General features: G+C 36.7%; 26 protein-coding genes, 1 tRNA gene and 3 pseudogenes. 21 read left to right on the plus strand and 9 right to left on the minus strand.

What is annotated here, in order from left to right:
* The first annotated feature begins 14 nt into the window (after window positions 1–14).
* Together AAGD70_RS04550 and AAGD70_RS04555 are read left to right on the plus strand one after the other, a co-directional pair.
* Complete coding sequence (locus tag AAGD70_RS04550; protein WP_065095413.1) at window positions 15–1,244, plus strand: ankyrin repeat domain-containing protein; 1,230 nt, start codon at window positions 15–17, stop codon at window positions 1,242–1,244.
* 39 nt (window positions 1,245–1,283) lie between these two features.
* Window positions 1,284–1,973 carry an ankyrin repeat domain-containing protein gene (locus tag AAGD70_RS04555; protein WP_245611042.1) on the plus strand — a complete coding sequence of 230 codons (690 nt, stop codon included), beginning with the start codon at window positions 1,284–1,286 and terminating at the stop codon, window positions 1,971–1,973.
* A gap of 25 nt (window positions 1,974–1,998) precedes the next feature.
* Here AAGD70_RS04555 and AAGD70_RS04560 read toward each other — a convergent pair whose 3' ends face one another.
* Both AAGD70_RS04560 and AAGD70_RS04565 read right to left on the minus strand, forming a co-directional pair.
* Window positions 1,999–2,247, minus strand: coding sequence for a hypothetical protein (locus tag AAGD70_RS04560; RefSeq protein WP_156518052.1), 249 nt, complete (start codon window positions 2,245–2,247; stop codon window positions 1,999–2,001).
* Window positions 2,248–2,264: 17 nt separating this feature from the next.
* Complete coding sequence (locus AAGD70_RS04565) at window positions 2,265–4,406, minus strand: transketolase family protein (RefSeq protein WP_065095412.1); 2,142 nt, start codon at window positions 4,404–4,406, stop codon at window positions 2,265–2,267.
* A gap of 113 nt (window positions 4,407–4,519) precedes the next feature.
* Here AAGD70_RS04565 and rpsD point away from each other — a divergent pair, with 113 nt between their 5' ends.
* From rpsD to AAGD70_RS04600, 7 genes and pseudogenes are all read left to right on the plus strand, one after another.
* Entirely contained in the window at window positions 4,520–5,134 is a 615-nt protein-coding gene (gene rpsD / locus AAGD70_RS04570) for a 30S ribosomal protein S4 (RefSeq protein WP_065095068.1), read from the plus strand.
* 9 nt (window positions 5,135–5,143) lie between these two features.
* Window positions 5,144–5,230 (plus strand) — tRNA-Leu (locus AAGD70_RS04575).
* 30 nt (window positions 5,231–5,260) lie between these two features.
* Window positions 5,261–5,461 (plus strand): Fe-S cluster assembly protein IscX, encoded by a 201-nt coding sequence (gene iscX, locus AAGD70_RS04580; RefSeq protein ID WP_010962556.1) that lies wholly within the window; start codon window positions 5,261–5,263, stop codon window positions 5,459–5,461.
* Window positions 5,462–5,883: 422 nt separating this feature from the next.
* Window positions 5,884–6,225 (plus strand): DUF721 domain-containing protein, encoded by a 342-nt coding sequence (locus tag AAGD70_RS04585; protein WP_010082513.1) that lies wholly within the window; start codon window positions 5,884–5,886, stop codon window positions 6,223–6,225.
* Window positions 6,226–6,262: 37 nt separating this feature from the next.
* Window positions 6,263–6,577 (plus strand): 50S ribosomal protein L28, encoded by a 315-nt coding sequence (gene rpmB, locus AAGD70_RS04590; protein ID WP_006279619.1) that lies wholly within the window; start codon window positions 6,263–6,265, stop codon window positions 6,575–6,577.
* Window positions 6,570–7,448 (plus strand): lipoyl synthase, encoded by an 879-nt coding sequence (gene lipA / locus AAGD70_RS04595; RefSeq protein WP_065095488.1) that lies wholly within the window; start codon window positions 6,570–6,572, stop codon window positions 7,446–7,448. The genes rpmB and lipA overlap by 8 nt, the downstream gene beginning before the upstream one ends.
* Before the next feature lie 38 nt (window positions 7,449–7,486).
* Window positions 7,487–8,029: pseudogene (locus AAGD70_RS04600) on the plus strand (ubiquinone/menaquinone biosynthesis methyltransferase); the annotation flags it as partial.
* Between the two features lie 10 nt (window positions 8,030–8,039).
* On the opposite strand, the pseudogene AAGD70_RS04605 reads toward AAGD70_RS04600, so the two are convergent.
* Together AAGD70_RS04605 and AAGD70_RS04610 are read right to left on the minus strand one after the other, a co-directional pair.
* Window positions 8,040–8,864 (minus strand): annotated as a pseudogene (locus tag AAGD70_RS04605) (IS5-like element ISWpi1 family transposase).
* Between the two features lie 197 nt (window positions 8,865–9,061).
* A complete protein-coding gene (locus AAGD70_RS04610; protein ID WP_156518105.1) occupies window positions 9,062–9,199 on the minus strand; it encodes a hypothetical protein in 138 nt (45 codons plus the stop codon).
* On the opposite strand from AAGD70_RS04610, the gene AAGD70_RS04615 reads away from it, so the two are divergent.
* Window positions 9,193–9,519, plus strand: a complete 327-nt coding sequence (locus AAGD70_RS04615) for a hypothetical protein (RefSeq protein ID WP_245611065.1) — start codon at window positions 9,193–9,195, stop codon at window positions 9,517–9,519. The two genes, AAGD70_RS04610 and AAGD70_RS04615, sit on opposite strands and share 7 nt — an antisense overlap.
* Here the strand turns inward: AAGD70_RS04615 and AAGD70_RS04620 are convergent.
* Window positions 9,480–10,880: a hypothetical protein gene (locus AAGD70_RS04620; RefSeq protein ID WP_082941415.1), complete on the minus strand. Its 1,401-nt coding sequence runs from the start codon at window positions 10,878–10,880 to the stop codon at window positions 9,480–9,482. The two genes, AAGD70_RS04615 and AAGD70_RS04620, sit on opposite strands and share 40 nt — an antisense overlap.
* An 81-nt stretch (window positions 10,881–10,961) precedes the next feature.
* Window positions 10,962–11,879 carry a class II fructose-bisphosphatase gene (gene glpX, locus AAGD70_RS04625; RefSeq protein WP_065095050.1) on the minus strand — a complete coding sequence of 306 codons (918 nt, stop codon included), beginning with the start codon at window positions 11,877–11,879 and terminating at the stop codon, window positions 10,962–10,964.
* Between the two features lie 124 nt (window positions 11,880–12,003).
* Between glpX and AAGD70_RS04630 the strand changes: the two genes are divergently transcribed.
* The 3 genes from AAGD70_RS04630 to AAGD70_RS04640 all read left to right on the plus strand — a co-directional run bounded on the left by AAGD70_RS04630 (window position 12,004) and on the right by AAGD70_RS04640 (window position 13,593).
* The gene (locus AAGD70_RS04630) at window positions 12,004–12,450 is read left to right on the plus strand and encodes a hypothetical protein (protein WP_245611066.1); all 447 of its coding nucleotides are present in this window, start codon (window positions 12,004–12,006) and stop codon (window positions 12,448–12,450) included.
* 50 nt (window positions 12,451–12,500) lie between these two features.
* Window positions 12,501–13,277: an ankyrin repeat domain-containing protein gene (locus AAGD70_RS04635; protein ID WP_245611466.1), complete on the plus strand. Its 777-nt coding sequence runs from the start codon at window positions 12,501–12,503 to the stop codon at window positions 13,275–13,277.
* Window positions 13,278–13,410: 133 nt separating this feature from the next.
* A complete protein-coding gene (locus AAGD70_RS04640) occupies window positions 13,411–13,593 on the plus strand; it encodes a hypothetical protein (protein WP_167347042.1) in 183 nt (60 codons plus the stop codon).
* Window positions 13,594–13,626: 33 nt separating this feature from the next.
* Here AAGD70_RS04640 and ppdK read toward each other — a convergent pair whose 3' ends face one another.
* Window positions 13,627–16,362 carry a pyruvate, phosphate dikinase gene (ppdK, locus tag AAGD70_RS04645; RefSeq protein WP_174525409.1) on the minus strand — a complete coding sequence of 912 codons (2,736 nt, stop codon included), beginning with the start codon at window positions 16,360–16,362 and terminating at the stop codon, window positions 13,627–13,629.
* Window positions 16,363–17,144: 782 nt separating this feature from the next.
* Here ppdK and ltrA point away from each other — a divergent pair.
* Both ltrA and AAGD70_RS04655 read left to right on the plus strand, forming a co-directional pair.
* Window positions 17,145–18,395: a group II intron reverse transcriptase/maturase gene (ltrA, locus tag AAGD70_RS04650; RefSeq protein WP_218914941.1), complete on the plus strand. Its 1,251-nt coding sequence runs from the start codon at window positions 17,145–17,147 to the stop codon at window positions 18,393–18,395.
* Window positions 18,396–18,490: 95 nt separating this feature from the next.
* Window positions 18,491–19,239, plus strand: a pseudogene (locus AAGD70_RS04655) (Rpn family recombination-promoting nuclease/putative transposase).
* A gap of 106 nt (window positions 19,240–19,345) precedes the next feature.
* Here the strand turns inward: AAGD70_RS04655 and AAGD70_RS04660 are convergent.
* The gene (locus tag AAGD70_RS04660) at window positions 19,346–20,701 is read right to left on the minus strand and encodes a phosphomannomutase/phosphoglucomutase (RefSeq protein ID WP_065095121.1); all 1,356 of its coding nucleotides are present in this window, start codon (window positions 20,699–20,701) and stop codon (window positions 19,346–19,348) included.
* A gap of 137 nt (window positions 20,702–20,838) precedes the next feature.
* On the opposite strand from AAGD70_RS04660, the gene AAGD70_RS04665 reads away from it, so the two are divergent.
* The 4 genes from AAGD70_RS04665 to AAGD70_RS04680 all read left to right on the plus strand — a co-directional run bounded on the left by AAGD70_RS04665 (window position 20,839) and on the right by AAGD70_RS04680 (window position 24,011).
* Window positions 20,839–21,414: a hypothetical protein gene (locus AAGD70_RS04665; RefSeq protein ID WP_065095120.1), complete on the plus strand. Its 576-nt coding sequence runs from the start codon at window positions 20,839–20,841 to the stop codon at window positions 21,412–21,414.
* Window positions 21,415–21,570: 156 nt separating this feature from the next.
* On the plus strand, window positions 21,571–22,737 hold the full coding sequence (locus AAGD70_RS04670; protein WP_245611002.1) for a hypothetical protein: 1,167 nt from the start codon (window positions 21,571–21,573) through the stop codon (window positions 22,735–22,737).
* 505 nt (window positions 22,738–23,242) lie between these two features.
* Complete coding sequence (locus tag AAGD70_RS04675; RefSeq protein ID WP_007552904.1) at window positions 23,243–23,506, plus strand: hypothetical protein; 264 nt, start codon at window positions 23,243–23,245, stop codon at window positions 23,504–23,506.
* A complete protein-coding gene (locus AAGD70_RS04680; protein WP_065095460.1) occupies window positions 23,496–24,011 on the plus strand; it encodes an IS110 family transposase in 516 nt (171 codons plus the stop codon). The genes AAGD70_RS04675 and AAGD70_RS04680 overlap by 11 nt, the downstream gene beginning before the upstream one ends.
* 352 nt (window positions 24,012–24,363) lie before the next feature.
* Here AAGD70_RS04680 and tsaD read toward each other — a convergent pair whose 3' ends face one another.
* Window positions 24,364–25,371, minus strand: a complete 1,008-nt coding sequence (tsaD, locus tag AAGD70_RS04685) for a tRNA (adenosine(37)-N6)-threonylcarbamoyltransferase complex transferase subunit TsaD (protein WP_065095013.1) — start codon at window positions 25,369–25,371, stop codon at window positions 24,364–24,366.
* Between the two features lie 120 nt (window positions 25,372–25,491).
* Between tsaD and AAGD70_RS04690 the strand changes: the two genes are divergently transcribed.
* Together AAGD70_RS04690 and AAGD70_RS04695 are read left to right on the plus strand one after the other, a co-directional pair.
* A complete protein-coding gene (locus AAGD70_RS04690; RefSeq protein ID WP_255356255.1) occupies window positions 25,492–25,614 on the plus strand; it encodes a hypothetical protein in 123 nt (40 codons plus the stop codon).
* The gene (locus AAGD70_RS04695) at window positions 25,607–25,795 is read left to right on the plus strand and encodes a WPE palindromic element domain-containing protein (RefSeq protein WP_341814065.1); all 189 of its coding nucleotides are present in this window, start codon (window positions 25,607–25,609) and stop codon (window positions 25,793–25,795) included. The genes AAGD70_RS04690 and AAGD70_RS04695 overlap by 8 nt, the downstream gene beginning before the upstream one ends.
* The last annotated feature ends 15 nt before the right edge of the window (window positions 25,796–25,810 follow it).

Raw genomic sequence — 25,810 nt, forward strand, 5'->3', positions numbered from 1 at the left:
ATAACAATACTCCTTTGCATTTAGCTGTTAAAAAGGACAACATAGATATAAATGTATTGAACGCTCTACTGGGAGCAGAAGGAATCAATGTTAATGTAAAAGATGAATTTGGAGAATGGACTCCTTTACATTGGGCTGTTTCAAAGAACAGGATAGACAAAGTGAAAGCGCTACTGGGAGCAGAAGGAATCGATGTTAATATAGAAGGTAAACATGGAAAAAAGACTCCTCTACATTTGGCTGCTCAAGATAACGACCAAGAAATAGTAGAGGATCTAATAAGAGCAGGAGCAGATGTTAATAAAAAAGATAAAAATGGAGACACTCCTTTTGATTTAGCCACTGATGACAAAATAAAAACTCTATTGCAACCTGCAGAAAAATCTGATGATGGTCTAGGTGGTAAATCACCGGAAAGTAATGAAGGAAATCCAGGGGAAGATACTGGTACACAACAGAAAGAAAAACAAGAAGGTAATGCTAAAGAAGAAACACAAACAAGTACTAATTCAACTGTAAGTATTAAAGAAGAAGGAAAAAACTATGATAAAAGTGAATATTTTTCTGGTAGCAAAATATTAGACCACGATTACCAAGATAAACTAACTAACATTTTTATAAATTCTCATTGCTCTCTAAATGGGGGTGAAAGAATGCAATTAGCTGAAAATATTCATCAGATTAGACAAATCTTTTCGAAATACGCTGACAATAACATCTATAGTATGTGGATCGGTGTTTTTGATATTGGAAAGCTTGATACTGACGAGTTCAAAGAAAGAGAAATAAAATCCAGTAAAGAGAAGTACTGGAAGAACAGTATTCATGTAAGATCTGGAGACGTTCAAGATAAAGTATTAGTTTACTCATGGCTTGATATCAATCAGTTTAACCAAGATAAATGGAATAATTTTTTATCACAACTTGAGGGAGATCACAAAGTAGATTTTATAGGAACTGGGCCACTTACATTTAAATACAAAGATTTTAATTATCGTGTATACCCTCCACTCTTTGGTTCTTCGGATGGTGAGCAATCTTCCCTTAGCAATACTGAAGTTTTTAGCTTCTCACGAACAGAAGTAAATCAAATTATAGAAAATATTAAAAGATCTCATCAATCAATAAAAAAGCAAGTCATTGATCATTACGCATCACTGAACAAAGATTTTGTTGAAAATGATGTAGATTTTGTAAAGATTATTACTGATGTGAATAACAAAACAAAACTCACTTCTATATGATACTCTAACACTTCTAAAGATATTACACTAGAATCCGAGATTAAATATGAAACAACTCCTTTACATACTCTTGCCAAACTTGGCGATGAACTTCTTTCGAACGTAAACGATCTATTAGCTGGAGGTGCAGATGTTAATGCAATGGATAAAAGTGAAAAGACTCCTTTACATTATGCCGCTAAAAATGGCCATGTGAAGATAGTGCAAGTTCTATTAAAAGCAGACGGAATCAATGTTAATGCAGTAGATGAAGATGGGAAAACTCCTTTCGATTTGACTACTAACGAAGAAATAAAAGCTCTATTGCAAAACGCAGAAAAAACTGATCCAGTGAATGAATCATCGACAGATAGTGAAGGGGGTCAAGGGGAAGATGCTGGTGCTTCTGGAGAACCTAGCACACCAACACAAAATCATGGAGGACAAACCAGCACCACCAGTGCAGAAAAAGGAACTGATATAAAAGCTGAAGGTGTGGAGGCTGTTGCTCCCATAGAACCTGCACAAACAGAAGAACAGCCGAGCTCTTTTTTTGGTAGTTTGTTTAGTATACTTATGAAGCCTTTTTCATTAATAGGATCATTTCTTGGTGGCTTTTTTTCATGGTTATTTGGGTCTGACGAAGAAAAGTCTGACACACAACCTTATGATGATTCTTCTTCACCTAGGGTCGATCAATCAGTTGAACAAAATAATGGTGATCATAATGACCAGAGCAATGTGATTTGATAGTGATCTTCTACCGGAAAAGGTGTCATCCCAGTGCTTGACACTGGGATCCAGGAAACTTAATTGCAAGTAATGCATTGGGTTTGGTGAGTATGGGTTTTGCGTTATAGAATGAAACACTTTTGGTGAATTTGTAAAGAAAACTGGATCCCAGTGTCAAGCACTGGGATGACACCGTCTTGGATGGAAAACTGGATTCCAGTGTCAAGCACTGGCATGACATCATCTTGGATAACGTCACGCGCTGGAATGACAAAGAAGAGTGGGCTTTCATATGGTTATGCAAGAAGTCTACTGAATGTAAACCAGTTTCTCACACACACATTTTACTACGTGATCAGCACTGATATTAAAATGCTCATAAAGTGTTTTATAAGGTGCTGATTCTCCGAAGCTTTTCATGCCAATAAATATACCGTTTGAACCTATATATTTATGCCAACCCATTTCACTTCCGGCTTCAATTGCAACTTTAATGCTGTCATTATTTAATATTGCCGCTTTATATTCATCGCTTTGCTCGTCAAAAAGCCTCCAGCATGGCATAGAAACAATCCTTGTACCTATACCTTTTTCCTGCAATTTTTTCCTTGCTTCAACTGCAATTTCAATCTCGGACCCCGTAGCAAATATCGTCACTTTTAATTCTTTTGAACATTCACACAAAATATATGCACCAAACTTCGATAGATTAGTAGATTGATCGATATCAGAATGCATGTAACTTACGTTTTGCCTTGAGAGCGCAAACAGTGCAGGTGACTCTTTTTTTTCGAGTGCAATGCTAACACACTCCAGAGTTTCAACTGCATCGGCTGGCCTAAAAACATATAGATTTGGTATAGCACGCAAAGAGGCTAAATGCTCTATTGGCTGATGAGTTGGGCCATCTTCTCCCACTCCAATTGAGTCGTGAGTCATGACATACATAACCTGCTGCTTCATCAGAGCTGAAAGACGTATAGCAGGACGGCAATAGTCGGAAAATACCAAAAAAGTGCCGCCATAAGGAAGAATCGCGCCGTGAAGTGCCATACCATTCATACATGCTGCCATAGCGTGCTCTCTCACTCCATAGTGGACATAAGAGCCTCTATAATTATTGCTATTTATTACCTGCATGTGCTTATATTTAGTGCAATTTGACCCAGTAAGATCAGCAGAACCGCCGATTAATTCCGGCATATGTTGTGTTAAAAGTTCCATTACCATGCCGAAAGAAGAACGTGTAGCTTCGTTTGGCATTAGCTCACATATTTGTTTCTTCAGGTCAGCTAAAACACCAGCGATATTATCTGGTAGACGTTTATCTAACCGCCTTTGAAGTTCTTTATTTTCACTGGATTCCAGTGTCAAGCACTGGAATGACACCGAATTGATGTTATCCGGCAGACGCTCATCTAGTCGCCTTTGAAGTTCTGCATGATACCCTGTCATCTCAGCATTCTCTTCTGTCATCCCAGTGCTTGACACTGGAATCCATTCTTTTTCTTCTTTCCTAGATTCCAGTGTCAAGCACTGGAATGACATCGTGTAGTTTTGTTTTGCTCTCTCAACAGTTTTCTTCCAGGCATTTTTCACATCTTCTGGCACATGGAATGGTTCATAATTCCAGTTTAATTTCTCTCTCATCTGTTTAATGTCTTCCTCCAAAAAAGCACCACTGTGAGCAGAGGATGTGCCAGCACGGCTTGAAAACTTTCCGATAATGGTTTTGCAGCAGATCATTGTAGGTTTACCAGACTTTTTTGCTTGCTCTATTGCAAAGGATATGGCATCAAAATCGTGGCCATCAATTTTGTCAACATTCCATCCATACGCTAAGAAGCGTTTCTCTACATCATCAGAGCAGGAAAGACAAGTAGCGCCATCTATAGAGATATCATTATCATCAAAAAGGGCTATGAGCTTATTCAATTTAAGATGCCCAGCAAGTGATGCTGCTTCATGGCTTATTCCTTCCATAAGACAGCCATCCCCTAGCATCACGTAAGTGTAGTGATTAATTAAGCTATCTCCAAATTGTTCTTTAAGAATCGATTCAGCAAGTGCCATGCCAACAGCAGTGGCAAACCCCTGACCGAGCGGGCCTGTTGTTGCCTCTACTCCGGAAGTCAAGCCAAACTCTGGATGACCTGGGGTCTTGGATCCCATTTGCCTGAAGTTTTTTAGCTCATCTATGCTAATATAACCTGTCAAATATAATATTGAATATAGTAACATTGACCCATGACCGTTTGATAAAACAAAGCGATCTCTATTGAACCATTTAGAATCATCAGGATTATGATTCAGATATTTAGCAAACAAAACAGTTGCAACATCTGCCATGCCAAGTGGCATACCTGGGTGTCCAGAGTTTGCTTTTTGTACTGCATCAATTGATAAAAAACGGATGGCGTTTGCCATAGATTTTAAATGTGAATGATTCATGTGTTAATAGAAAAACTTAAAAATGAAGTATAAAAGATTATATCAGCAAAAACAAGTTGACACTGAGTGCTAAAATCCTTAATAATCTAAAGTTAAATCGTGAGAGTTTTTATATGACAACTGTTATCACTAGAAAGTATAGGATTAGCCGTAGACTTGGTGTAAATTTATGGGGTAGAGCTAAAGACCCAGTAAACAAAAGGAAATACCCTCCAGGTCAACATGGTATTCTTGGATTCAAGAAGTTATCCGACTTTGGTAAGCAGTTTGCTGCACATAAGAAATTTAAGTTTTACTATGCGATTTCAAGTAAGCAGCTCAGACGTACATTTTTAGATGCTTATAACAGAAAGGGTTATACGGCTGATAATTTTATCGGTATCTTAGAATCGAGATTAAGTTCTGTTTTATACCACTCTGGTCTTGTTCCAACAATTTACTCAGCAAAGCAGCTCATATCTCATAAGCACGTTACAGTTAATGATAAGGTGGTTAACATATCGAGTTATCGAGTGAAGCCAGGTGATATAATAAAAATAAGAGAAAGGGTAGCAAAAATTCCTGTAGTAGTAGAGGCTGAACAAAAACAAGAGCGCAAGGCTCCGGATTATTTAGAAGCAGATAGTAAAGAGCATTCAGTGAAGTATTTGAGGTCACCTCAATATTCTGAGGTTCCTTATTCAGCAGACATGGAAGTCAATTTAGTAGTAGAGTTTTACTCTAGATAGATAAAAAAAGCCCGTGTGGCGGAATCGGTAGACGCAGCGGACTTAAAATCCGTGGGTTTTGCGACCTTGGGAGTTCAAGTCTCCCCATGGGCACCAATTTAACTTAGCAGATAAATACAAAAAAGTATGAAATGGCTTGATATAGAAGATATTGTAGAAGCTCTGGAGGAAAAATTTCCAGATGAGAATATAATTAGTATCAGATTCACTGAGCTTAAAAAAAAGGTCTTGAGTTTAGAGGAATTTGATGATGATGAAAAACGCTGTAACGAAAAAATACTCGAAGCTATTCAAGCAGCTTGGATTGAGGAAAGATTAACCGCATAGCAATAAACCATACGCAAACGTGATTTCTATTACAATTTGCATATTGATTATGCTATTTTTTGGATCTAGCCTAGCAAGTTAATAATAATTTAACCAATTACAATTAAAACAGCTATAAGGTTAATTATGAGGCAAAACAAAAATTTTTGAATGGAACGACTTACTTGACAAGTGCTACGTTGAGATAAGTTTTACATAAAAATACTGCTTTTTATGGTGTGAGGCCAGAGGGTAGAGTCTTTGTAAAGCAGTTAGAAGGTTGTCATCTAAGTAGCGTGACCAGGGCTAGATTCCGCGAACACGCCGCGGAATGACGACTATGGTCATACCGTCACGGTATCTCACAAACATGTAGCAGTAATGACAAAATCTCAAGTTATATGTATACTTTTATATTATCTACCTACTAAAAAAACAGAAAAATGCTCAAACGTAGCGGTCCAAAAAAATTAAAGTCTATAATAGAAAACTATGCATTAAAATGCATGAAAAATAAGATTAGCAAAAATGAAATACGTCTGATTTTAAACTGGCGAAATATAGTAGGGAAAGAAATAGCAGAGTGTACAAAACCGAAAAAGATCTCATATGCACAGAATATAAATTCGGGTGTGTTGCATCTGGTAGTAACAAATGGCAGCAAAGCATTGGAAATTCAGCATATGATTTCTCTTATAATAGAAAAAATCACGATATTTTTTGGCTATAAAGCAGTATATGGTATAAAAATTAAGCAAGAGAGTATTGACTATTTGACTATATAAGGTAATCTAAGTACATAGAATAATTTGGTATATTGAAGTGAGTAGAGTTTGTGAATTAACAAATAGAAAAAAATCTTTTGGTAATAAGGTATCACATTCGAATCGTAAAACAAAGCGTACCTTTCTTTTAAATTTACATAAGGTTACGTTGACGAGTGATATATTGAATAAAAAGTTTAGATTTCGTGTAGCAACAAGAACTTTGAGAACTATAGATTACAAAGGTGATTTGGATGCTTTTTTGCTCAACACAAGAACGATTAAACTAAGTGAGAAAGCGCAGAAGATAAAAAGAAGGTTGAAAAAAGTTTTAGTAAAGCAAGAGGTAGAGTTAGCCGTTTCAGATGCATAGTAAGCCTCCATGGCTTAGAGCAAAAGCTCCGACCGGTGAAGTATTTAATGAGACCTTAAACACCGTTAAACTGCATAACTTACATACAGTATGTGAAGAAGCTGCATGTCCAAATATTGGTGAGTGTTGGAATAAGCGTCATGCTACTGTGATGATTCTCGGTTCTGTTTGCACTCGTGCTTGTGCATTTTGCAACGTTGCAACTGGCATTCCTGATAAACTAGATCCTCATGAGCCAGAAAATTTAGCAAAAGCGATAAAAAAGTTAAACTTAAAGCATGTTGTTATTACTTCCGTTGATCGTGATGATTTACCAGATGGTGGCGCAAATCAGTTTATACAGTGCATAGAAGAAATTAGAAAGATAACTTCAGAAACAACAATAGAGATTTTAACTCCTGATTTTTTAAATAAGAAAGGAGCATTTGAAGCAATCGCTGTTGCATCACCTGATGTCTATAACCACAATATTGAAACAGTGCCGAGATTGTATGCAAAAATAAGACCACGAGCTCGCTATTTTCATTCACTATATTTACTGAAGATGGTAAAGCAGATTAATCCTAAAGTTTTCACAAAGTCGGGGCTTATGGTTGGTCTTGGAGAAACAAAAGAGGAAATATTTCAGGTTATGGACGATTTGCGCAGTGCTGAGGTTGATTTTATTACAATTGGTCAATATCTACAACCAACTCCAAAACATGCAAAACTTGATAGGTATGTTACCCCAGAGGAATTTGAGCATTATAAATACATTGCTTACTCCAAAGGTTTCTTAGTGGTTGCATCAAGCCCACTAATTCGGTCATCATACCACGCTGAAGAAGATTTTAACAGGCTCAAGGCCTGTCGTTATGTTAATTCAAATTAATTTTTACCAATTATAAAGGAGTTGAGAGACTTTACGTAATGTCTACTATAAAAATCAAGAATAAATCGCAATTAGTTAAAGAGGTATTCGATTCCGTGGCAAGTCGCTACGACACCATGAATGATATAATGAGCCTCGGAATGCACAGATTATGGAAGGATAAGATGGTAAATAGTGTGCATTTTACAAAAAACTCTCAGGTTTTAGATGTTGCTGGAGGAACTGGAGATATAGCAATAAGAATAGTAAGAAAAGAGCCAAGTGCTAAGGTTACAGTATGCGATATAAATCAAAATATGCTAAGCAGAGGACGTGATAAAGCTATAAATTCAAACCAAATTAATTTTGATTGGGTATGTGCAAGTGCAGAAAGTTTACCATTTGAAGACTCCGAATTTGATTATTGCACAATAGCTTTTGGCATTCGAAATGTTTCTGACCGTAAGAAGGCTTTAAATGAGGCGCACAGGGTATTAAAACCACATGGAAAATTTATCTGCTTAGAATTTGCCCCTATGCACTATCAAAATGAGATATTTACCAAACTTTATGACTTATATTCATTTAGAGGTTGTCCGGAAACAAGTAAATTCAAGCATATTCCCTCTTTAACATAACCCTACTCATAGCTAGGTATATGAAATTCTCAGTGGATGTTGTGAGTAAATCATACTCCTTCGATAGCCTTCTATTCCTATTAACCCAAGCAAAAGTCCTTTCTACAACCCATCTTCTTGGCTGTACTTTAAACCCTTGTTCTCTTGTTGGTAGTAGCTCAGGTGGCGTATCTTTGTGCACCCAAAATCTACATGGAGGCCTTTTAACAATTTCAATATCTATGTCATATTCTTCCTTTATGTGATTCTTTAAATTTCTTCCTTGGTATCCCATGTCAGCCCACATTTTTTTAACTTTAGTATATTTTGTTCTCATATTGTTTAATGCTATTTTAATACCATCTCTATCATTTTCGTTAGCAGCGCCTACGTAACAACCTAGTATAAAACCCTGAGTGTCTGTAATTATATGCCTTTTTCTACCCTTTACTTTTTTACTTCCATCATAGCCTTTGATCCCCCCTTTTCTGTAGTCTTTACAGATTGACTATCTACTATACAGGCACTCGGCTGCTCATTCCTTCCTATTTTTCTTCTACTATATTTCATAATTCATTTTCTCAAAAATTCCCTGCTTCTTCCATTGCCTGAACTGCTCATACACAGTCTTCCATAGCGGAAAATCATTTGGTAAATACCGCCATTGACACCCTGTACGCAATACATAGAAAATTGCTTCTAATATTTCTCTTTTGCTATACTTTGGCGGCCTTCCTCCTTTCTTGTATGATACTCTGAAGTGTTTTTCTATTCTTGCCCATTCCCTTTCGCTTAGATCTGTTGGATACTTTTTTCTCATCTTTACCCCGTACTAAAATTTCAGATATTATAGCCTTTTACTTGTTTCCGGACAACCTCTAAACAATAAATTCGATAAGGTAGCTGACGATATAACTGACTTTATTGTTAGCAGTGTTGAAAAACTTATTTCAATAAAGCCGCCAGGCATAACAGCCTAAACTGTCTCCGTTCAGGGTATAAGTGTTACAAGTAGCATCATACAAGGCGATTAACGGCATCCTCCTGATAATAGAATAATTGTATCTGCTCAGGGGCATCGCAAATATTGAAGCAAAAGTGGTCAGTGCTTACTATACGAATATTGTGATTTGAATCCACTAGGGAGGATGTCATCCCAGTGCCCAGACACTGGTTTCCATCCAAGATGGTATCATTCCAGTCTGGAATCCAGTTTTCTTTATAAATTCACCAAAAGTGCTTCATTCTATAACGCAAAACCCATACTCACCAAACCCAATGCATTGCTTGCAATTAAGTTTCCTGGATCCCAGTGTCTGGGCACTGGGATGACAGGGGAAGGAGGCTACTGGAATGACACCTTTGTGTTTGAGGCAAAACCTGCTATAACATTTCTTCGCAAACAAACGTTCGTACAGTTATGTATCAGCTACTTTCATGGCACCATTTGTTGTAAACTCACATTTTCTCTATGATTATCTTTATTTGCCGCTTTCCCGGACGGATGCTCTACAGTTATTTCCTCATCAATAGCCGAGCGAGGTGCACCAGAACCAGGTACAACAATATTCTCGTGCGATTGCGTATCCTTCTTTTCCTCACATGGTGTTTGCTTAATGAAATGTGCTGCTAAAACTTCATGTAAAGCTTTACCTTTTATAAGCACAGCCTCGTTTTGCTTAGCTAACTCTAAAATTTTCTTTGGTTCAACATCTTTACCGTCAATAGTTGATTTTTTAATACTAACTTGACCTAAATTTATATTTAGAACAACAGTACAGTTAAGGTCTTTTCCAGATTCATCTTTTGCACCCCAACTAATTTCGATGTCACATATTGCAAATTCTGTAAAGGAGTAGTTCCTCTGTTGTTTCTCATTCTTCTCAATTGTTACTATTCTTTTATCATTACTGTATATTTTTACCCTTTGTACCTCATTTTTAATTGTTTCCATCCTTTTAGTTTTTTTGCTAAAAAGACGACTAGTTTCTAAACTCTGTCCAGGTTTAGTAATATTAATACTAAGATTATCATAATGATTAACAAGATGTCCTGCCTTTTTGTCTGGCCAATAACATCCATCAAAGAAACCAGTTAGATCATCTTCGTTTAGAAATTCTTTTGCATCATTCATTCCTTCGTCAATTCGAAGAAGATATCTACCCAACCTCTTTTTAAAATTTTCTTTTAACTCCTCCTGATCTTTAGAAGTAAGCTTCTTATCCAATATATCCATTATTTCTCTTTGCTTACTTAATACCACATAGTTAAAAAGGAAAATGCTCTCCTTCTCCCGTCGATAATAGTTTGCTATTTTTTCAAATGGATCTGCTGGCCGGCCGTTATTATAATTTACAGAATCAGAAGAATCTTGACATTTATTATCCTTAAAATTGAAATTCAATTTTTCAAAATCTGATAACACTTCTTCTGCCCTATCTTTAAAAGACCGAAGTCCATCTTGAAGTTCTTTTCCATAACTCATTCCTTTGTCAACTTGAAGAACATATTGACTATATTTCTTTCTAAACTCCTCCTGTTCTTCGAGAAGAGGAAGATTCCTATCTAATATATCGATTATTTCTTTCCGCTTATTCAATATTACATAGTTAAAAAGGGCACTCTCCCCCTTCTTTTCATAATCGTCTGCTATTTTGTCAAAACACTTATTATCCTTAAACTCCAATTCCTCAAAATCTGAGAGCACACTTTGTACCTGAATCTCATCGAATTGAAGATTTGCTTGAGGAGATAGAAGAGTCAACTTTTCTTCACTTTCCTTGGTACTCGAATTTTTGTACAAACCATTAAATAGATTTATAATACTAGAAAACATTTCACACCTCTATTGTTATAAGTAAACTTGATTATATCTTAATGCTAAATGTTGTAAAGCTAAAATTAGAAACTAAAAAAGCTAACATAAGTTCTGCATTGTTTGCAGCTTTATCAGCTTATTAGGTAGAATTATTAAAGAACTAGTTGAACAGACGTTATCAACTCCATCCACAAGTTCTCCGCTTGTTACTCCAGTTGCAATGAACACTGATTCACCTCTTGCCATATCTTTTACGGCGTAGACTTTTTCTGGGTCATCAATATTTAAATTTTTTGCTCTTTCTCTTAACTGATCCGTATCAAGTACTAATCTTCCCTCCATCTGTCCGTCGATAGAGCTTAGCGCTGCAGCCGCAAGCACTCCCTCTGGTGCTCCTCCTATACCGATATACATATCATGATTGCCATTTACTAGTGAAACTACGGCCGCAATATCACCATCATCTATTAGTTTAACTTTTGCTCCTAATTTCCTGATTTTCTCTATTAATTCATTGTGCCTTTCACGTTTAAGTACAGTTACCACAAGATCATTCACTTTGCATTTTTTTACCTTGGCTAAATTGTCTAGATTCTTCTCAAGGCTATTTTTTAGTGAGACTACACCCTCTGGAAGATTTTTTCCTACCGCTATCTTTTCCATATAAACATCAGGTGCATGTAAAAAATTACCTTTTTTCGTTGCAGCAAGAACAGACATTGCCCCCTGTTTGTAGTGAGCGCAGATTGTAGTGCCTTCAAGTGGGTCAACAGCAATGTCAATCTCAGGACCATTTCCAGTGCCAACCTTCTCGCCAATATATAGCATCGGCGCTTCATCTCTCTCACCTTCACCAATTACGATAGTACCATTTATTTCCATTGAATTTAATACTGTACGCATGGCATCAACTGCAACCTGATCAGCCTTTTTTTCATCGCCGAAGCCTGCTAGTTTATATGCAGCAAGCGCCGCAGCTTCGGTCACTTTAACTAATTTATAGGCTAAATCTTCCATCATTTGCTTTAAGAACTATAAATAAAGCATTGAATATATATCATGCTGCTTGAAACTGCAATATGTCTTGACTGGTTTTGGGAAAGTTGCTGTAATAAACTAACATATAGTAGTAGGTTTAGTTATGATATATAGTAATGATGATATTAGAGAGTTGTATCGAAAGATAGCTACAATTGTAAAATATGATGATAAGGGAATTGCTAGTCTTAAAGATTTGCAAAAGGAACCAAAGTGGAAAGAAGTTAATTTCCAAGATAAATGTGAAGGAGACAATTCATTAGAAGACTTACTTCTAAAACATGCAACCGAAAATAACAACACACGCGTTAAGGATTTTCTCCTCCAAAATGGGTGTAAACCCCTTCAACAAGAGCAAATAACCGCAGCAATAAACAAGGAAGAAGAGGAGCAAAACACACCTGATATAAGAGAAAATAAAGCAGACAGCAATGAAGTAGATTCTAGTAACTCCATAAACCCTGGTATGACTGCTGAAGTACTTTACGGGCAACTAATACAAGGAAAAAAACAAATTCGGCAATTTTTGACTCGTTTGCAAATGCTGTAAGAGAGTCCAATATTACCGGCGATCGTAGCGTATTTCTAGATTTTGTAAAATTGTTTACAGATTTAGATGCTGTAATCCATCTTACAGATACTGCTTCCAGGACTATATTGGATATAGCTGCAATAACAAAACAAGCTGACGTTGTTAAGGTACTTTTGGATAGTGGCAAATTTAATGAAGAAGAAAAATTGCATGCCTTGAATTCTGCTATTGTTCAAGGTAATGTCCAAGAAGTTGAGCTAATTTTAGGTTACGTGAGTCCTGCAAACAGGAAAGAGGCTTTAGAAGTGGCCATACAGGTAGGTAAAACTGAAATTGTTAATGCGTTCTTGAATAGTGGTAAGCTTAATGAAGAAAACAGAGCAAAACCTTGCAGCAGTAATGGGAACATTGGTAGTAGACCTATAGCAACAGTTCCTCTAACCAGTACCAATGGTGATAATCATAATAACAAAAATAAAACGCCTGTAATACCAGAGGAAACAAATACTAAGCAAACTGCCACACCAAATAATGATAATAAAGCTAACGGCTTTGTAGATGCTCAATTTTCTATGCCAAATGAACAAGAAACTAAATATAAAGAGAGCAAAAAGGATTTTTACACCTCATTGACAAAAGATGTTGTTGGAGTTGTTGTTACAGGATTATTCATTGCTGCTGCTGTGATGGTTCCATCTGTGGCTGGTGCTATAGTTTGTGGTATTATAGCTGCTTTGGTTGCAATATATACCGGGTTGCATATAAAAAATTCTACATTACCAAGCTATAGAGAAATGGAAGAAAATAAAGTTGAACACGTAAATTCACAAGTTGTAAAAATATAGGATGTCATGCCAGTGCGTGACACATAACTGTACGAACATTTGCTTTTGTTGAGGTAATTCGCACAACAGATGGTGTCATGCCAGTGCGTGACACTGGCATCCAGAAATTTTATTGTAGAAGCACACTGAACTGGTGAGCGTAAAAGTAGCTGTCTTATACTCAAACAAATGTCTTTGCGAGATTGCATGGAAAACTGGATCCCAGTGTCTGGGCACTGGGATGACATCCTCCCTTATGAAGATTGCTCTCAAATCACGATGTTCGTACAGTTGTGTGTCACGCATGGGAATGACAAAAAAAGGAGCACTTGAATGATAGAGCTCCACAAGGCGGTCCAATGTTTTTCACTTACCCAACAAACTTAGATTTTATGCTAAACTGTGCTGCCACTAACTTTGCAATCGGTACTCTATAGGGTGAGCATGAAACATAATCCACCCCTGATTCGATGAGAAACTCTATAGATCCTGGATCTGCACCATGTTCTCCACATATACCCAGTTTTATTTCTTTTCGGGTTTTTTTGCCTCTTTCAATGGCCATCTTGATTAACTCCCCTACCCCTTCGATGTCCAGCACTTCAAATGGGTCGTTTTCGAATATGTTGCTTTCCTTATAAGAATCAAGGAAATTAACTGAATCATCTCTTGAAAGTCCCATGGTTGTTTGCGTTAAATCATTAGTGCCAAAACTAAAAAACTCTGCATGTTTTGCTAACTTATCAGCAATCAGTGCCGCTCGTGGCAGTTCTATCATCGTTCCAATTGAATAAGCCTTGTCTGATGTCATTCCAGCGCGTGACGCTGGAATCTGCGTCTGGATCCCAGCTGAGATAACAGAGGATTCTTTCTTTGCTAGCTCGCATATCAGAATAAATTCTTTCTCGCTCATGATAAAAGGAATCATGATTTCAGGCTCCACTTCTATCTTCTTTTCTTTCTTTAATTCACTTGCAGCACTAAGTATTGCCCTAATCTGCATGCTATATATTTCAGGATGAGAAATGGCAAGTCTACAACCTCGATGGCCAAGCATTGGATTTTTTTCCGATAACTGTGCTATTTTATTTTTTACTGATTCAACTGACTTATTCAGTGATTTAGCAATTTTTTCTATAGTAGACTGATTATTGGGTAAAAATTCATGCAAAGGTGGATCAAGCAAACGTATAGTGACTTCCCTGCCCTCCATAATAGAAAATATTTCTTTGAAATCAGACCTTTGCATTTCTTCGAGTTTATTTAATGCATTTGTCCTTTCATTTTCATCATCAGCTATTATCAATTTTTGAATGAATTCGATTCTATCACTAGCGAAAAACATATGTTCTGTGCGACATAAGCCTATGCCTTCTGCACCGAATTCTTTTGCAATTTTTGCATCTTTTGGAGTATCAGCGTTCGCTCTCACTTTGATCGTTTTAATTTCATCTATCCAGTTGATTATCGTTTTGAATTCTTGCGATAATTCAGGTGAAATTGTAGGAAGAATGCCAAGCATAACTTCCCCTGTTCCTCCGTTGATGGTAATTGGTTCACCTTGATTTACTTTTGTATCCCACACAGAAAAGAAAGTTCCATCTTTATCGATATAAAGTCCACTCACACTGCAAATACAAGGCTTACCCATTCCACGAGTTACAACAGCAGCATGCGAGGTCATCCCTCCACGTGCTGTTACTATGCCACTTGCAGCATTCATTCCATTAATATCTTCAGGACTCGTTTCTGACCTTACTAAAATCACTTTTTTACCCTGCTCTGCAGCTTTTTCAGCATCACTTGCACTAAACACTACATATCCAGAAGCAACCCCTGGAGAAGCCGGCAGTCCCTTCCCTATTACTTTCTGGTCACTCTTAACGTCAAGAACTGGATGCAACAAATTGTCAAAAGTTTTTGGATCAATTCTCAATATTCCTTCTTCCTTTGTAATCGTTCCTTCGTTTACCATATCAACTATTATGCGAATAGCAGCTTCAGCCGTACGCTTGCCAGACCTAGTTTGCAAAATCCATAACTTACCGTCCTGCACAGTAAATTCGATATCCTGCATGTCTTTATAATGCCTTTCAAGTTTTTCACATACTGCGCATAATTCCAGGTAAACACTTGGCAGCAACTTCTCCATGGTGTTTTTTTGCTCTCCGTCAACTGGCATAGGAGTATAAACACCAGAAACCACATCCTCACCCTGAGCATTAACCAAAAACTCACCAAAAAGCTTTTTTTCTCCAGTTGAAGGATTTCGTGTAAATATCACACCAGTTGCAGAATTATCATTTAAATTACCAAAAACCATTGCTTGCACGTTGACCGCTGTTCCAAGGTTTTCAGGAATATTATGTATTCTTCTATAGGAAACAGCCCTATCATTTTTCCAAGAGGCAAATACTGCATTAACTGAGTTTAACAATTGCTCTTCAACGTTCTGCGGGAAATGTTTCTCAGTTTTTTCATATACTATCTTTTTAAAATCGTTAACAATTCTCTTTAAAACATCAACATCAAGATCAGCTAAGCTTTTTGCTCCACTCTTTTGCTGCTTATTATCAACAACATCTTGAAATAGGTGATGATCAAGCTGTAGTACAACATTGGAGTACATCATGATGAAACGGCAGTAGCTATCGTAAGCAAAACGTTCGCCACTTTTTTTTGCAAGCCCAACAACGGTTTCATCATTTAGACCAACATTTAAAATAGTATCAAGCATGCCCGGCATTGAACTAACACTACCAGAGCGTATTGAAACTAATAAGGGATTATTTAAATCCCCAAATTTACAACCGATGTCATTTTCGAGCATCGCCATGTAGTTTTTGATTCCACTACATATGTCATTCCAGTGCGTGACCACATTTTTTTCTGGATCCGAGTAGTCAGCTACTTGGATGACAGAAGATCTATTGTCTTGATAATAGACTTTGCAAGCAGAGGTGGAAATTGTGAAACCAGGTGGAACAGGAATGTCAACATTGCACATTTCTGCTAAATTTGCCCCCTTTCCTCCCAGCAGATTTTTCATTTCTGCATTGCCTTCGCATTTACCCTGGCTAAAGTAATGTATTAACTTTTCCCCCATCATTTTCTCCGGATTTTCACTGATAAACACATTGTACATATAGTTCCAATAAACCTGTGAGAACTTGAAACCTTAGGATAATAAATTTTACAAAATTTTGCAACAACGTTCCTTCTGGCAACATCAGTAAAGTTAACAAAAAAGATGACAAATTATTGAATTATTATCAATAAGAATATATAATATAAAGATACATTTAAAAATTTTTTTTATGGCTCTTTCTAAATTTCTCGACCCCAAGAATGATGGTGTGCTGCAGTAACAAACAAAGTAATGTTTGTGAGAAGCTTTATTGAAGATGAAGGAAGGTCCTTCGAAATCGGTTTTCAGGAGCAGGTTTCAAACCACCTTAAGTGGCTCTATTTAAGAGATAGGGTCATAAGCGTTAAGGAAAAATCAGCGTAAGAGCTGGAAGGTGTGGATCAGAAAGGCGAACGTAAGTGAACCACTGATGAACGTGTCGAAAAGGGAAGTGAACATCGAAAGGAGGAGTGAGTCGTTCTCCTCTTAATGAGCTTACAAGAAACCTGATTACTGTGTAGGTGGTGTTCGGCATAAAGGTGGCGCGAGTCTGATCTGGGCTTTAATAAGGAACTGCAGGAACCAGTCGATTTGATGAAAAGCGAGATAAGCAAGAGGCTAATCCTCAAGCTTTAGAGTAGCAATGCAAATCACTGGGGCGGATCAACTCGTAGTAGTGAAGAAGTGGTTGTAATGACTATGGAGCGAAGGGGTTGAGCTAGTCGACTTTAGTAAATCATTCAACTTGAAGGAGGATGAAAATGATTGAACGAACAAAGCCTTTTGATATACCGAAATCTCTAGTGTTTTCGGCTTATAAAAGAGTTAAAGAAAACAGAGGAGGAGCAGGTATTGATGATCTAACAATTGAAAAGTTTGATCAAGACTTAAGCAAGAACCTTTACAAGCTATGGAATAGGCTATCTTCTGGTAGTTATTTTCCACCAGCAGTCAAGGCTTGTGATATAATTAAGACAGAAGGAGGAACAAGGACACTTGGGATACCAACTGTTGCCGATCGTATAGCACAGGAAGTGGTGAGAAGTGTTTTAGAACCAGAACTTGAGAAGGTATTTGATGAGGATTCATATGGTTATAGGCCAAATAAGTCAGCATTAGATGCCATAGGAAAAACGAGAAGGCGATGCTTCGACCAAGATTGGTTAATAGAGTTCGACATCAAGGGAATGTTTGACAACATAGACCACAATCTACTGATGAAAGCAGTCAGAAAGCATACCACAAATAAGTGGGTTCTCTTATATATACAAAGATGGCTAAGTGCAGAGATACAGCAAAAAGATGGGACAAAAATAAAGCGTCTCAGTGGGGTGCCGCAAGGGGGTGTAGTAAGTCCTATCTTAAGCAACCTATTTATGCACTACAGCTTTGATATGTGGATGAGAAGAGAATATCCAAGTGTAAAGTGGGCAAGATATGCTGATGATGGTGTTATACATTGTGTAAGCAAGAGTCAAGCACAACTAATTCTTGGTCAACTTGAACAGAGACTGAAGATTTGCAAATTGGAAATAAAACATACGAAGACCAAAATTATCTATTGTCAAGATGGAAAACGAAGGGATAATCATGAGAATGTATCATTTACATTTCTTGGATATGAATTTCGAAAAAGACTTGTACGAAATAGAAAAGATAGTAGTCTGTTTGTAAGCTTTACTCCAACTGTAAGTAAAGAAAGTCTGAACAAGATGAAGAAAGAAATTAGAAGCTGGAAATTTGCTAGAAGAACAAACTTGGAAATAGAAGATATATCACGAATATGTAATCCAATCCTGAGAGGATGGTTTAACTATTACGGGAAGCATCATATAACTGCACTAGATAGCATAATAAGAATGTTTAATAGGAAACTCAGAAAGTGGTTCCAGACAAAGTACAAAAAGCTGAGAGGACACAAAACCAAAGCAGCTAAGGTACTAGAAAGAACTGCAAAGAGCAGACCAAGTCTGTTTGTGCACTGGAAATTGAGTATAGGGTTAGGGCAATGACTAGTGGGAGCCTTATGAAGCGCGAGTTTCACGTAGGGTTCTGGAAGGGGCCAGGAGGGAAGTTCTCCTGGTCTACTCTCCTTGCGTTCCGGCGTATTTTTGGTACTGAAAAAAATAAAGACATCCTCATTCACTTTCTCAATGATATTTTGGGGTTCACTGGCAAAGATGAAATAAAAGAAATAGAATTCCTCAGCACTATTCAAGATGCTGAAATTGCCTCTAAAAAACAAAGTATCGTTGATGTTCTTTGCAGGGATGAAAATGGGGTGCAAGTAATAGTCGAAATGCAAGTTGCCAAAACTAAAGGCTTTGAAAAACGCGCTCAATATTACGCTGCTAAAGCTTATTTATAGCTATTGCTGATTGTATTCTCTTTCCTAATAAATCTGAGTATAAGTCAGATCATGTAATGTTAGACAAAGATAGCTATGAACATGATTTAAAAGATTTTTATTTTACATTTATTGAGTTACCAAAATTTCCTAAAACTAAAGAAGACCAATTGGAGAGTATAGTTGAAAAATGGATCTATTATTTTAAATATGCAGATGAAACTAGCGAAGAAGAATTGGAAAAGATAATAGGTAGTGATGTAATAATTAAAAAGGCATATGAAGAACTAAATAGATTCAACTGGTCAGAGAAAGAATTTATTGCCTACGAACAGGAAATAAAACGTATTCGTGATGAACGGGCTGTTCTTGAACAAAAACTTGATGATGCTAAAAAGGAAGGAAAAATTGAAATTGCAAAAACAATGCTGGCTAATAATGTTGATGTCACCACTATTGTTAAGTTTACTGGCCTCTCCATGAGTGAGATCAAAGAATTGCAGAATTAAGTGGACCCGCAAACGGTTACACGAAATAATGCTGCAGCCTGACCAGGTGATAAGTACATTTAGCCTATTTATCTTTATACTTTCATGTCAATTTTATAAATCAAATTTATTTCTGTGAGTAGCTACAATTTAAAGACCTTGCTTCATCAATGTAATGGAACAAAACCTTTTTAGTAAGTTCAAAACCCTCTAAAGTCTCTCCTTCGCATCTTGCTGTAATGCAGTTTTGCGTATTTGATACCCTAAGAAGCCACCAACCTTTATTATCGGTTACTTTAACACCATCAAGATCTGAAAATACAATATTTTGCTTCTCCAGTGTTTTCTTTATTGATTCAATTATTTGAAATTTTTTCTCATCTTTCACTACAATCTTTACTTCATGAGTGATATATAACTTCGGTAAATCCTCAATTACCTGAGATAGGCTTTGGTTTTTCTTAAGCAAAATGTCAACTGCTTTAACAGCAGAATATAGCCCATCATCAAAACCTAGCTCAGAAAAGAAGAAGTGCCCGCTCAATTCACCAGCAAACTTTGCTTCTTCCTCTACCATCTTCTTCTTAACTAGTGAATGTCCAGTAGCGCAGGTAATAACTTGCCCTCCTAACTTACTAACAAAATCATGCACTTTCATACTCATTTTTACGTTGGCAATAACTTTGCTTTCTGGATATTCCTCCAACACTTCACGTGCAAAAATTATGAATAAATGGTCATTGGAAACAACACTGCTTTTATTATCAATTAAGCGCACCCTATCGCTATCGCCATCTAGCGCAATGCCAAGATCACATCCATATTCCTTCACAATGTCAATTAATTGAGCGAGATTTTTTTCCTCTATGGGATCTGGATCATGCAGTGGAAATGCCCCATCTATAGAGTTATTGGTTACGATGTGCGTATGACCAGGCAAGATCTTTTCAATATACCTTATAATTCCACTGGCTGGACTATTTCCACAATCCCAGGCTATTTTTAATTTCTGTGTAGTATTATTCTTCACTGCACTTTTCAATATGCTAATGTACTCACTATATATATTTATGTTAATTAAGCTTCCAATTCTTGTGCTGTTTTTAATTGGACTGCTTATAATTTCCTTCATTTCTTGATCTGAGAAGACTTTTTTATTACTAAAAAATTTAAAGCCATTATATTCGCTGGGGTTATGAGAGGCAGTTATTATGATACCAAGATCCGCCTGTGTGATTTGTGTTGCAGCGTAAAGCATAGGTGAAGAGCATAGTCCAACGCGTATAACATTTGCACCGGATAAAGTTAAGCCCCTAATTAATTCTCTTTCTATACCTGGTGAATCTATTCTACTATCGTAGCCGACACAAACATTAGCTACGGTTTGGCCAAACTTTCTGCCTATTTCGTACCCATCATTAATCTGCAAGTCTTTGCCTACTATACCTCTAATATCGTATTTTCTTATAATGGTATTGTCCATACTGCTTCTTAAGTGGTAACTACCTTATAGTATATAGGGAGAATCTACAAATACTCAATTTAATTTACGCTTTCTGTTAATTAATTTTTAAATTAAAAATATTACTATTTAAGCATATTCTCTAAAAATATAAAATTATGCCAGAGGAGGATGAAAGTGTATTTATAGCTGAGGGTCAAAGTTTAAATGTAGATGAACAGCAGAAAAAGGATATTTTAGATGTGATTGAATCTTGCAGCAGCTTTCGGGAGACTATAAAACAATTGGAGAAAAAAAACTTAATCTGGTATTTTATTGGTCCTTTACGTAAAGATGAAAACATTACAGGACAGATAAATTTAAAGTGGGAAAAGGAGTTCCAAAAATTTGAGCAATCAATAGACGCAATGCATAAAGAACTTAAGTCGTCTCTGCCTAGTCAAAATTTCTTAGCGTATTCAACAAAAGATAATGACTTCAAAATTAGATTTGAAAATGAAGAAAAACCAATAGAAATTAGCAATATTTTAAGGGCCAGCAGTGAAGGTAAGGTTTATAACATATCTTTAGGGAAAGATAGTCAAATAACTGCGACCAAAAAAGGCAGCGAAAGGCACTATGATTTTACTGGTTCAAGCTCATGTGAAATGACCATTAACTGGCAGGCTAAGGACTCTGAAGGTAATAACATAGACTGCAGCATGACTGTAAAATTGGATTCTGGTGGTATATAAAGTGTCATTGGTGAGCCAAAATTTGGTGATTTAAAGTTCACAGATCCATTACCAAAGGAGACAAAAGACGAAATATTAAAATTAGTTAAGCAAAACAAAGAAGTTTTTATCAATGGAAAAACTCTGCATCAAGCTTTTACTGATATAGGTCAAGGTATGGACAGTCTCGAGCCCACACAAGATCTATCATCGCAATTACCTACACCAAATAGTAGTGGGTATTTTTCTCCTGGCACACCTTCTTCGTGTAGAAGCTCTGTGTCCACTAGTAGTGAATTTGGTAGTGAAGATGAAATATTTGAGAGTGGTACGTTTGATGATGAAGAAGAATATAAACAAGAAGGAGAGGAATTAGAAAATAGAGTAAAGGAATTAGAGGAAGAGAATACGCAACTAAAGAAAGACAAAGCAGAATTGCAAAGACTTAATCAAGAGATAACAGAAGAAGGTGAGAAGTATAGATTAGCGTTAGACATATCAGAAGAAAAAGTTAAAGAGCTTGAACACGAATTGAAAAAACTGGAAAAAGAACTAACTGAAAAACGTGAAGAAAATGAACAGTTAAAACAAGTGGTAAGCGCATCAGCAGAGGATAAAAGTGATGTAATAAAGAGCTTAAATCATCAGTTAAAAGACAAAGAAAGTGAGATTCAGTCAACAAATAGAGCAAATGAGGAACTACAGAAAAAATTGGATCAAGGTGAGATTGAACTAAGTAAATTGAGAGCAGAAAACACAGAGCTGAGAAATGATGTGAAGAAAATAGTGGAAGGTTTAAAGGATGATCATAAAAAGCAGTTAGTAGAACAGTTATTAGAAAGAGAGGAGAAATTGACTGATGCAATAAGTCAATTGAATGAAGAGCGGTTAAATAATCAAGAATTAGCTAGAGAATTAAATCAGCTACAGAAAAAAATAGAGACTTTAGAATTGGCAAGTCAACAACCTAATATAGGTGAAAAGTCTCTTGCAGATGAGATGAGTAAAGGAGATGCGAGAAAGGGTGAGGAAATAAAACAGAAAGATTTAGAGATAGAAAAATTAAAAGAAGATTTGAAACAATTACAAGAAGAAAATAAACAACTAAAACAAGAAGTTACCAAAAATGCAGGAGTTGATGCATCATCTTCAACAGACCAAAGAGAGGCTAAAGAAGCAGAAGCTATACCGCAAAACATTATGGATTGGCCTGTTCCAATTCCAGACGATAAACCGGAAGAGCAGAAAACTCCATTAGAGCCAATCAAGGTAAATACAGAATTATCAGATCCAAAATCAATCCCTGCTGAAGGTCCGGAAAAATCTCCTCCTCTTTCAAAATGATGAGTTTTGCTTCTATAGCTGACCCAAGCAACACGTCATACCGCGATTTATTCGCGGTATCTCTAGATCCCGCTAACAAGTAGCGGGATACTTAACCGTCATACCGTGATTTATTCACAGTATCTCTTAGCCGCTAACAAGCAGCGGGATGACAGCAATCCTACGTCATGCCGCCGCGGTATCTCTAGATCCCGCTAACTAGTAGCGGAATGACGAATTTTTGTTTTTCAAATTATAGCTAAACATACTGTAATTGCTATTGAATGATGGAGTCCATTATTTTAGCACGAAGTAACAAATTCAATGAATTGGTTCTTCAAAAATAATTTAAACTTTTACAGTAGGTCATGAAATATTATAGCGATCTCATTAAAAGAAACTTTTATAAGTATCGTTGATGAGAAAGGAAAAGTTGTTAAGGAAGAAGTTGTTGCAAGCGAAAGTAAGGCAATAGCAGATTAGCCAAGGCAAAAAATACGAATCCATAGGAATAGAAAGTGGACAGTTGTCAATATCAATGTGCAAAGAGTTAAGGAGTTTTGGATTACCAGTAATTTGTGTAGATGCAAGGCATATGGCAGCAGCGTTGTCTGCAAGAATCAATAAGAATGATAAAAACGATGCAAGGGGTATAGCGCAGATGATGAGAAGTGTTAGTAAAATCAGTTGTCAAATTAAAATAGCGCTTGGAAGCAGAAGACAGCTAATGTGTAGCAAACAGCAGGTTATTGGAACAATAAGAGGGTTGTTGAAGATACATGGTCGATAAAGGATCAAAATTTGAAACTTTCGCTTTAAGAATACAAGAGGCAATAAATAATTTGGATGAAATCAGTAGGAGTTCAATTGAAGCGTTAGTTTGTAGTTTGGAAGCAATAGAAAAGTCATTAAGAAAGCTTGACAAAATGCTTTCAGAACAAGGTGAAAAAGACGATGATTGTAAATTGTTAACTACTGTTCCAGGAGTGGGGATTATAGTAGCAATGACGTATAAAGCTGCAATTGATAACCCACATAGGTTTGAGAAATCTGATACAGTTGGAGCATATATAGGGTTGACACCAAGGCAATATTCTTCTGGAGAAGTTGATCGGCATGGCAGCATATCAAAGATGGGACCAGCGGAATGTAGAAGTATGTTATATGAAGCTGCACAAACAATGCTTACAGTTACCAAGAGGACATTTAAATTAAAAAACTGGGGTTGCGAAGAAAAAAGGAATGAAAAAAGCAATTGTAGCAGTAGCAAGAAAATTAGCTGTAATTATGCATAGGATGTTGGTTGATAAAACAGAATTTTATTATCAATAAACATCAAAAGAGCATAGGACAATAATTTTATTGAAAATAAAGATAGCAATGCCGATGGAAGGGACAAGCAAGAACTTAGTTAGACTTCGTGGTAAATATGTTGCCGTCCACTTCCGCCTAACAAGTATAATGCGGCTTGACAAATTTATTGTCATCTCAGACCGCGGAGAAAACCATATGCTACTTTTAACTTATGTAAAATTACCAAGGATTATGGAGAAGATATGCTGTTTTGATTTGTGTGAAAATTATTGTTGACTTATGTGCAATTAGAGAACCTAAGTCACTTTAGCTATAATTCAGAATTGAGAGCTTTTAATAACTCTCTAACTCCCACTTAGGTCTTGGTGCAAAATTGAGAGAATCTATATAGCTTTTCTGTAACATTTCAATTCCTGCCCATCCAACCATTATTGCATTATCTGTACATAGGTTGTTGGGAGGAAAAAATATGTTTAAGTTTATGTGTTGTTTTAATTTTTCTCTCAAGAAATTATTTGCTGCAACTCCGCCGGTAATCACAAAGTCATTGATTTTGATATTTAAAGATTCGGCCATAATAATCGCATTACTAACCCTGTCCAGCAGTATGTCACTAATACACTCTTGAAACGAAGCACATACATCACACACATCTTGCTCGCTCATTTTAAGTTCTTGCACTAAGTTTTTTACTGCTGTTTTAATTCCAGAAAACGAAAAGTTACATCCAGAACGTTTTATCATTGCCCTTGGCAATTTAAATCTTGCACCATTGCCTTTTTTAGCTAACTTTTCAATTAATGGCCCTCCGGGATAGCTTAAACCCAGCATCTTAGCAACTTTATCAAATGCTTCTCCTAGTGAATCATCGAGCGTTTCTCCAAGTTTAATGTATTTACCTACATCCTGTGCAATTAAAAATTGACAGTGACCACCTGATATTAGTAGGACTAAAAATGGAAATTTTACCTCATGCAGTAACCTAATAACCAATGCATGCGCTTCTAAGTGATTCACTGCAATGAACGGTTTTTGTGCTACATGCGCAATTGCTTTAGCCATCATTGTACCAACTATTAATCCACCTATGAGTCCTGGTCCTGATGTTGCTGCAATCGCATTGAGGTCACAAAAGTTAAGGTTAGATTTTTCCACGGCGCTTTTTATTAGACCACTTAAATGCTTCATATGAGCACGTGAAGCTATTTCAGGGATCACTCCACCACGTTTTTTGTGTTCTGCTTGGGAGAGAATTTCGTGAGCAAGGACTTGCTTGTCACTATTTACAATCGCTACTGCAGTTTCGTCGCAGCTTGTTTCAACAGCTAAAATGGTTTTCATGTATATTCGAGCACTTTATTGTCAAAACTATATCTTGAAACGCTGTAGAAGTTAACTGCAAAGTTAACTTCTACAGCTAAAAGATTTACCGACAACCGTCATCCCGCTGCTTGTTAGCTGATGAGATGCCGCGCACAACTGTACGAACATTATGATTTGAGAGCAATTTCCACTAGGAAGGTGTCATTCCAGTGCCCAGACACTGGGATCCAGGAAAAAGAATGGTGTCATCCCAGTGCCTAGACACTGGGATCCAGAAAACTTCACTTTAAATGAGCACACCAGGTGGCTGTACAATAGAAACTGGATTCCAGTGTCAAGCACTGGAATGACACCATCTACTACTCAAATTACCTGCAAATTGCAATGTTCGTACACCAAAAGAATGAATCGCGGTATGACGGTTCGCAGCGGTATGACGTAGGAAAACCTGCACTAT

Source organism: Wolbachia endosymbiont (group A) of Nomada flava, from assembly GCF_964027055.1.
GTDB classification, from domain to species: domain Bacteria; phylum Pseudomonadota; class Alphaproteobacteria; order Rickettsiales; family Anaplasmataceae; genus Wolbachia; species Wolbachia pipientis.